A 6,953-nucleotide genomic window follows, 5' to 3' on the forward strand; every position below is an offset into this window, starting at 1 on the left:
TCTCAACCACATGGCAGACGACTACCTCGTACGCATCGGCAAGCTCATCCGTGACGCCCGGCAGCACCGGGGCTGGACACAGTCGCAGCTGGCCGAGGCACTCGGAACAAGCCAGAGCGCCGTGAACCGGATCGAGCGCGGCAACCAGAACATCAGCCTTGAGATGATCGCGCGCATCGGGGAGGCCCTCGACAGCGAGATCGTGTCCCTCGGCTACGCCGGTCCGATGCACCTGCGGGTGGTCGGTGGCCGCCGTCTCTCCGGCGCCATCGACGTGAAGACGAGCAAGAACGCGTGTGTCGCGCTGCTGTGCGCCTCGCTGCTCAACCAGGGGCGCACGGTGCTGCGCCGCGTCGCCCGCATCGAGGAGGTGTACCGCCTCCTGGAGGTGCTGGGCTCGATCGGCGTCCGCACCCGGTGGATCAACGACGGCGTCGACCTGGAGATCGTGCCGCCGGCCGAGCTGGACCTGGCGTCGATCGACGCGGACGCGGCCCGCCGCACCCGCTCCATCATCATGTTCCTCGGTCCGCTGCTGCACCGCATGGACCACTTCAAGCTGCCCTACGCCGGCGGCTGCGACCTCGGCACGCGCACGGTCGAGCCGCACATGATCGCCCTGCGCCGGTTCGGTCTCGACATCGCCGCCACCGAGGGCCAGTACCACGCGGTGGTGGACCGCTCGGCCCGCCCCGACCGCCCCATCGTGCTGACCGAGCGCGGCGACACGGTGACCGAGAACGCGCTGCTCGCCGCCGCCCGGCACGACGGCATCACCGTCATCCGCAACGCGTCCTCCAACTACATGGTCCAGGACCTGTGCTTCTTCCTGGAGGCCCTCGGCGTCAAGGTCGACGGCATCGGCACCACCACGCTCACCGTGCACGGCGTGCCCACCATCGACGTCGACGTGGACTACTCCCCCTCCGAGGACCCGGTCGAGGCGATGAGCCTGGTCGCGGCGGCCGTGGTCACCGAGTCGGCGCTGACGGTGCGTCGGGTGCCGATCGAGTTCCTGGAGATCGAGCTGGCGGTCCTGGAGGAGATGGGCCTCGACAACGACCGCACGCCCGAGTACTTCGCCGACAACGGCCGCACCCGGCTGGTGGACCTCACCGTCCGGCCCTCCAAGCTGGAGGCGCCGATCGACAAGATCCACCCCATGCCGTTCCCCGGCCTGAACATCGACAACGTCCCGTTCTTCGCGGCCATCGCGGCGGTCGCCCAGGGCAAGACCCTCATCCACGACTGGGTCTACGACAACCGGGCGATCTACCTGACGGACCTCAACCGCCTCGGCGGACGGCTGCAGTTGCTGGACCCCCACCGCGTCCTGGTGGAGGGCCCGACCCGCTGGCGCGCAGCCGAGATGATGTGCCCGCCCGCGCTGCGCCCCGCCGTGGTCGTCCTCCTGGCGATGATGGCGGCCGAGGGCACGTCGGTGCTGCGCAACGTGTATGTCATCAACCGGGGTTACGAGGACCTGGCGGAGCGGCTGAACTCGATCGGGGCGCAGATCGAGATCTTCCGGGACATCTGAGCGACGGATGCCGCCGCACCCCATCTGACCTGCGCTGACGCGGGTCTGGAAGGGGTGTGGCGGCGCCTGTGGGACCTCTCTGGGACTTTGGGCTGGGCTCGGCTCGTCCCACCGTTCACAGCCAGCCGTTGCGACGGAAGGCCCGGTGCAGCAGGGTGGCGGCGCCGGCCATCACGGTGATGGCGAGCGGGTATCCGTACGTCCAGCTCAGTTCCGGCATGTGTGCGAAGTTCATGCCGTAGATCCCGGCGACGAGGGTTGGGGTGGCCAGGATGGCGGCCCAGGCGGAGATGCGGCGCATGTCGTCGTTCTGCCAGGTCCCCACCCGCGCGAGGTGGGCGTCGAGGGCGGAGTTGAGCAGCTCGTCCAGGGAGCGCACTTCGGTTTCGGTGCGGTGCAGGTGGTCGGCGACGTCACGGAAGTACGGCAGCATCTCCTCGGGCCACCCGGCGTGGGGGCCGACGAAGTCCTGCACCACCGGGACCAAGGGCTGGACGGCGTCGCGGAATTCCAGAACCTCGCGTTTCAGGGAGTAGATCTGCTCGGTGAGGTCCTCGCGGTCCGAGGAGAACACGCGACGCTCCAGCGCGGTCAGGTCGGTACGGACCTGAACCGCAGCCTCGGTGTAGGAGTCAACCACCGTGTCGAGGACGGCGTGCAGCACGGCGACAGGCCCGAAACGGAGCATTGACGGGTCCTCACCGAGCCGCCCTCCCGCCTCCCTGGTGGGATCGGCCGAGCCATGACGCACGGTCAGGGCGAAACGGGGACCGGTGAAAACCATCACCTCGCCGGTCTCCACCTCGCAGCCGTCCTTGACGTACCACAGCGTCTTCAGCGCCACCGCGAGCACGTCCCCGTACCGCTCACGCTTGGGCCTCTGATGCGCCTCCCCGGCGTCCTCGACCGCCAGCGGATGCAGCCCCAACGGGCCCGCCAGTTCTTCCAGATCACCTGGGCCGGGATCGTCCAGATGCACCCAGCAGAACTCGCGTTCTCCCACACGCTTCAGGCTCTCCAGCACCGCCGCACGGCCACCATCGGCCTGTCGGCAATCCACCTGCTCCAGCTCGTCCGACGGCTCACGGTAGATGACACACCTCATAGTTCACGCCTGCACCGCCGCGGCGATTACATGCCTGCCGCCCTCCGACCGCCGACCGCCGGGCACACCGCCTACGCATGGCAGTCACGCTTCCTGCACACGATCAGGCTTTCCGTCTGGCCGGCCGAGGCTACCCGAAGGGAAAGCCGTCTCCGAGAGGAGTTGTCGTGCTCTTCGCCGCCTTCCTGCTGCCCCCCGGGCTGATGTGCCTTGTCCTGGCACTGGGCCGCTATGAGGAATGGCTACTCGGGCAGACTGCATCCCCGCAGCCGGCGCGCCATGCCAGAGCCAGGCGCCATATGTCCCTCGTGCCGCGTACGGGCTCCCCGGCGCAGTCAGACGGCAGCGAGTCTGGGCACCGGCGGGTCGCCGACGCGGCATGACCGGGTGCTGCAACTGCGGGGCGATGGCTTTCCAGGGCTCCGGCATCGCGGCATTTCGCTGCCCGTTCCGTACCGACGGCCCGCTTCACCGTCCGGCGTCCGGCGACGGGAGCGGGCATCCCCCGGGTCAGGCGTGTGAAGGGAGCCATCACTGTGGGGATGCGACGGGCGCCGTCTCCACCTGCCAGCTGCCGTGGGTCAGTGAGGCGCGGTGTCATCGGGGTGACAGGACAGAGCTACCGCAGCCGGTTCCACTCCCGGCTGCGGTGGTCTTCGGCCTCCCGCAGCGCGTGGTCGGAGCCGGAGACGGCCGTAGTCGGGTGGAGTTCGCCGACTCGGCCGTCTCCGGCGGGACCAGCCTCGTGGGGGTGGGACCGGTCGGGGCTGTGCGGGACCTCACCAACCGCCGATCCCAGCAACACCGCGGCGGCAACGGCCGCAGCGGCGAGGGCGGCTGATCCGTGGTGTTCATCGCGGCGTCCGGGCCGACCGAGCGGGCTTCTGCCGGCGGCGCCCTGCGCCCGGGAGGGCGGGGCGCCGCCGGCAGAGGGTGGATCAGCCGGGCCAGGTTCCGGTCAGGCCGCGGGCGCCGACGGCGCCGGCCCGGTCGACGGCTGCTTCGTGCCCCGGCGAAGATCGCGTGCTGCGGGACGGCGGCGAACAGAATCTCTTGCCAGGTGGGACCCTCGGTCGGTGGCGCCCGGGGCGTCCTTGCCATGGCCGAGCGTCTTCCACACCTGCTTCAAACAGCTCACCCGCAAGCACGCCGCTGAGTGCGCCGAGCGCCAGGCCGACCGGCTCGTAGGCGACATTCGACGCCTTCACGGCTATCCCCTGCCTCGGCGACGCAGCAGCCACGCGGCCACCGCCACGCTGCCGGCCACGATCAGCACGGTGCGGTTGGCGCGGGCGGCCTGGGCGCCCTGCTGAGCCTTGGCGCGGACCGGTTCGGGTGCCTTCTCCTGCCACACCTGACCGGCCTGTCCGGCCTTGGCCTTCACCTGATCGGCGACTGCGGTGGCCTTGTCCTTGACCGGGTCGGGCAGTTTGTCCTGCACCAGGTGCGCGGCCTCGGCAGCCTTCACCTTGACCTGCCCGGTCACCTCCGCGGCCTTGGCGCCCGCTTGCTCCTTCAGCACGCCCACCTGCTCCTTCACTGCGGTTCCCTTCTCCTGTGCGCGGGCCTTGACGTCTGTCTTGACGGCCAGTTCCTCGACCGTGTCACCCAGTTCGTGGCGGGTCTGCTCGACCTGCTCCCGCAACTGTTCGGGGCTGGAAGCGGTGGGCTCGTCGTGGGGCGGCTGGGTCATCGCTGTGCACTTTCCTTGATCTCGGCCACGTCGGCCTTGACGCTGTCGATGGTCTGCTGCGGTGCCGGTGGTGCGGCCTGGCTGACCTCCTTCTTGCCCGTCAGGGCGAGCACGGCGGTGATCACGCCGAGGACGGCGGTGACGATCAGGGCCGCGGCCCATACCGGGAGGGGAACAGCCAAGGCCGCGATGGCGGTGGCGACCAGGGCCTGCAGCGTCAGGAAGCCGACCAGGCCGGCCCCGCCGAACAGGCCCCCGCCCTTGCCGTACCGCTTGCCCTTCTCCTTCATCTCCGCCTGGGCCAGCCGCATCTCCCCGCGCACCAGCTCCGTCAGCTGCTGGGAGGCCCGCTGGACCAGATCGCCCACCGGCTCCTGTGAGCCGCTGGGGCCGCGGTGGGAATCCTGAGTACTCATGTCGGATTGCCGCCTTTCTCGGCTGCTGGTAGTGGTCGTCCCCCGGACGGAGGTGTCGGCTGTGCCGTTGAACGGCATACGCCCACCTCACCGGCTCCCGGTACCCGGATGCGAGTACGCCATCCAGCGAACTTCCGGCAATCGAGTGGCTTGTGCTTGTCAGCGCAACAGTCGACGTGCCAGGCGGGGAGCACGACGGACCAAGGCTGCTGCGGCCAGACCGGTCGTGGCACCGACCACGACGTCGGAGGGGTAATGGGCACCCGTGTGCACGCGTTCGGCGGCCACCACGGCGGCCGGCACCGCACACACCGCGCCCGCCCACGGCCACACCGCTGCCACGGCGGCACTGAACGCCACCCCTGCGGCGGTGTGCCCGGAAGGAAAGGACGAAGAGTCGGGGCGGTCATGGACCTCCTCGTGCGAGATCCACTCCTTGGGCGGCCGACGCCTGTGCCACATACGCTTGAGGAGGCAGTTCGAGGCCAGTTCCCCCACGGCCATGCTCGCCAGGCCGGCGGTCGCGGCCCTGCGCCCCCGCCACCCGGCGGCGGACAGGGCCACGGCGGCGCCCCACCACAGCTTGGTGTGCTCGGCGGTCTCCTCCACCGCCGGCAGGACCCGCCGTACGCAGCCCGACCGCCACGACGCCACCCACCGCGTCATCCGGTGATCACGCTCACGAAGATCCGCCAACACTCTCATGACCTGCGACTTCCCGATCTGAGCAGCGCCTAACTCGATGACCTCGGCGGATACCTCATTCGAGACGGCGCCGGTCTTCCTCGCTCCACGCACGGGTGTCGCGGGGCGGAACATAGGGCTCTTCTTCCTCCGGCAGACCGCCGGCCACGGCGCGCTGGCGGGCCATCTCCGCGTCAAACTCCAGGCCGAGCAGGATCGCTATGTTGCTGATCCACAACCACACCAGGAAGACGATCACCCCGGCGAGCGTGCCGTAGGTCTTGTTGTAGGACGCGAAGTTGGCCACGTAGAACGCGAACCCGGCCGACGCGATCACCCAGATCACCAGGGCCAGGAAACTGCCCGGCGTGACCCACCTGAAGCCGCGGCCCTTCACGTTCGGTGTCGCCCAGAACAGAATCGCAATCATGATCGTGACCAGCACGACCAGCACCGGCCACTTCGCGATCGACCACACGGTCAGCGCCGTGCCCCCGACCCCCAGAGCAGTACCCGCCTGCTGGGCCAGGCCACCGGTGAACACCACGATCAGCCCGCTGACCACCGCCAGCACCAGCAGCGCCACCGTCACACCCAGACGGACCGGCAGCACCTTCCACACCGGCCGTCCCTCCGGCGTGTCGTACACGGCGTTGGCCGTACGGATGAACGCCGCGACGTATCCGGATGCCGACCACACCGCCACCGCCAGGCCCACGACCGCCATGACCGAGCCGATACCCCCGTTGCCCTGCAGCTGCGTGACGGCATCGCGGATGATGTCACGGGCCGATCCAGGGGTGAGTTTCTGGAGGTTGTCCAGCACCTGCCGCGTCGCCGCCTCCCCGGCGATCCCGAGCAGCGACACGAGCACCAGCAGCGCCGGGAAGAGGGAGAGCACCCCGTAGTAGGTCAGCGCCGCGGCCCGGTCGGCCAGCTCATCGTCCTTGAACTCCTTGACGGTGCCCTTCAGCACCGCCCGCCAGGAGCGCCCAGGCAGCTGCGTCGGCTCATCCGGGGCCCGCCGCTCCACCTGCTCATCCGGCCCTACAACCCCCTTACGCCCGGGCTCGGCGTCCCGGCCGGTCCCGTCGTGCCGACTCTGCCTCCGCGTGGTGACCATCCGTGCCATGACGAGCGGGTATCCGCGCGCCCACGCGGCATGCCCACACCTCACAGACGTCCACCCGTCCACCCGTCCACCCGTCCACCCGTCCACCCGTCCACCCGGATCGTCGCGCAGCTCTTCGACAGCGTGGGCGCGGTCCTCGAGGTGTCCGGGACGGCCGCCCTCGGGGTTTTCGCCCTGGACGGCTTGCGCTTCGCCCCCCGGCGTGGATGGCCATGGCACACCTCCGCCGCGCGCGCCTGGGCTGGAAGACTCCTCAGCCGTAGCGCGCTCGTCCCGTCATCCCGGCTCGTGGGGTGGATCGAGGGATGCTGGTGGCACCATGCGGATGTTCTGTGTCCTCGCCGTCCTGGTGGCCGCGAACCTGCTCAACAACTGGCTCGCGC

7 protein-coding genes are annotated in these 6,953 nt (G+C 69.8%); 2 read left to right on the plus strand and 5 right to left on the minus strand.

Features of this window, described 5'->3' with window-relative positions; genetic code table 11:
- The first annotated feature begins 10 nt into the window (after positions 1-10).
- Positions 11-1,540, plus strand: coding sequence for a helix-turn-helix domain-containing protein (locus AOQ53_RS25475; protein ID WP_059420720.1), 1,530 nt, complete (start codon positions 11-13; stop codon positions 1,538-1,540).
- 115 nt (positions 1,541-1,655) lie between these two features.
- Here AOQ53_RS25475 and AOQ53_RS25480 read toward each other — a convergent pair whose 3' ends face one another.
- Positions 1,656-2,645, minus strand: a complete 990-nt coding sequence (locus AOQ53_RS25480; protein ID WP_059420721.1) for a magnesium and cobalt transport protein CorA — start codon at positions 2,643-2,645, stop codon at positions 1,656-1,658.
- Positions 2,646-3,294: 649 nt separating this feature from the next.
- Between AOQ53_RS25480 and AOQ53_RS25490 the strand changes: the two genes are divergently transcribed.
- Positions 3,295-3,486: a hypothetical protein gene (locus tag AOQ53_RS25490; RefSeq protein WP_059420725.1), complete on the plus strand. Its 192-nt coding sequence runs from the start codon at positions 3,295-3,297 to the stop codon at positions 3,484-3,486.
- A 369-nt stretch (positions 3,487-3,855) separates the two neighbouring features.
- Here the strand turns inward: AOQ53_RS25490 and AOQ53_RS25495 are convergent, their stop codons facing one another.
- The 4 genes from AOQ53_RS25495 to AOQ53_RS25510 form a co-directional block, all read right to left on the minus strand.
- Positions 3,856-4,338 carry a DUF3618 domain-containing protein gene (locus AOQ53_RS25495; protein WP_059420726.1) on the minus strand — a complete coding sequence of 161 codons (483 nt, stop codon included), beginning with the start codon at positions 4,336-4,338 and terminating at the stop codon, positions 3,856-3,858.
- On the minus strand, positions 4,335-4,754 hold the full coding sequence (locus AOQ53_RS25500) for a phage holin family protein (RefSeq protein ID WP_059420727.1): 420 nt from the start codon (positions 4,752-4,754) through the stop codon (positions 4,335-4,337). The genes AOQ53_RS25495 and AOQ53_RS25500 overlap by 4 nt, the downstream gene beginning before the upstream one ends.
- A gap of 159 nt (positions 4,755-4,913) precedes the next feature.
- Complete coding sequence (locus tag AOQ53_RS25505; RefSeq protein ID WP_236711815.1) at positions 4,914-5,420, minus strand: phosphatase PAP2 family protein; 507 nt, start codon at positions 5,418-5,420, stop codon at positions 4,914-4,916.
- 94 nt (positions 5,421-5,514) lie between these two features.
- Positions 5,515-6,570 carry a YihY/virulence factor BrkB family protein gene (locus AOQ53_RS25510; protein ID WP_408055186.1) on the minus strand — a complete coding sequence of 352 codons (1,056 nt, stop codon included), beginning with the start codon at positions 6,568-6,570 and terminating at the stop codon, positions 5,515-5,517.
- Positions 6,571-6,953: the final 383 nt, after the last annotated feature.

Origin of the sequence: Streptomyces azureus (assembly GCF_001270025.1) — a bacterium.
Taxonomy (GTDB): Bacteria; Actinomycetota; Actinomycetes; order Streptomycetales; family Streptomycetaceae; genus Streptomyces; species Streptomyces azureus.

Bases quoted from the DNA above. Each gene is read 5' to 3' on its own strand.
- AOQ53_RS25475 (WP_059420720.1), top strand. From the start codon at position 11: ATGGCAGACGACTACCTCGTACGCATCGGCAAGCTCATCCGTGACGCC.
- AOQ53_RS25480 (WP_059420721.1), bottom strand. From the start codon at position 2,645: ATGAGGTGTGTCATCTACCGTGAGCCGTCGGACGAGCTGGAGCAGGTG.
- AOQ53_RS25495 (WP_059420726.1), bottom strand. From the start codon at position 4,338: ATGACCCAGCCGCCCCACGACGAGCCCACCGCTTCCAGCCCCGAACAG.
- AOQ53_RS25500 (WP_059420727.1), bottom strand. From the start codon at position 4,754: ATGAGTACTCAGGATTCCCACCGCGGCCCCAGCGGCTCACAGGAGCCG.
- AOQ53_RS25505 (WP_236711815.1), bottom strand. From the start codon at position 5,420: ATGACGCGGTGGGTGGCGTCGTGGCGGTCGGGCTGCGTACGGCGGGTC.
- AOQ53_RS25510 (WP_408055186.1), bottom strand. From the start codon at position 6,570: ATGGCACGGATGGTCACCACGCGGAGGCAGAGTCGGCACGACGGGACC.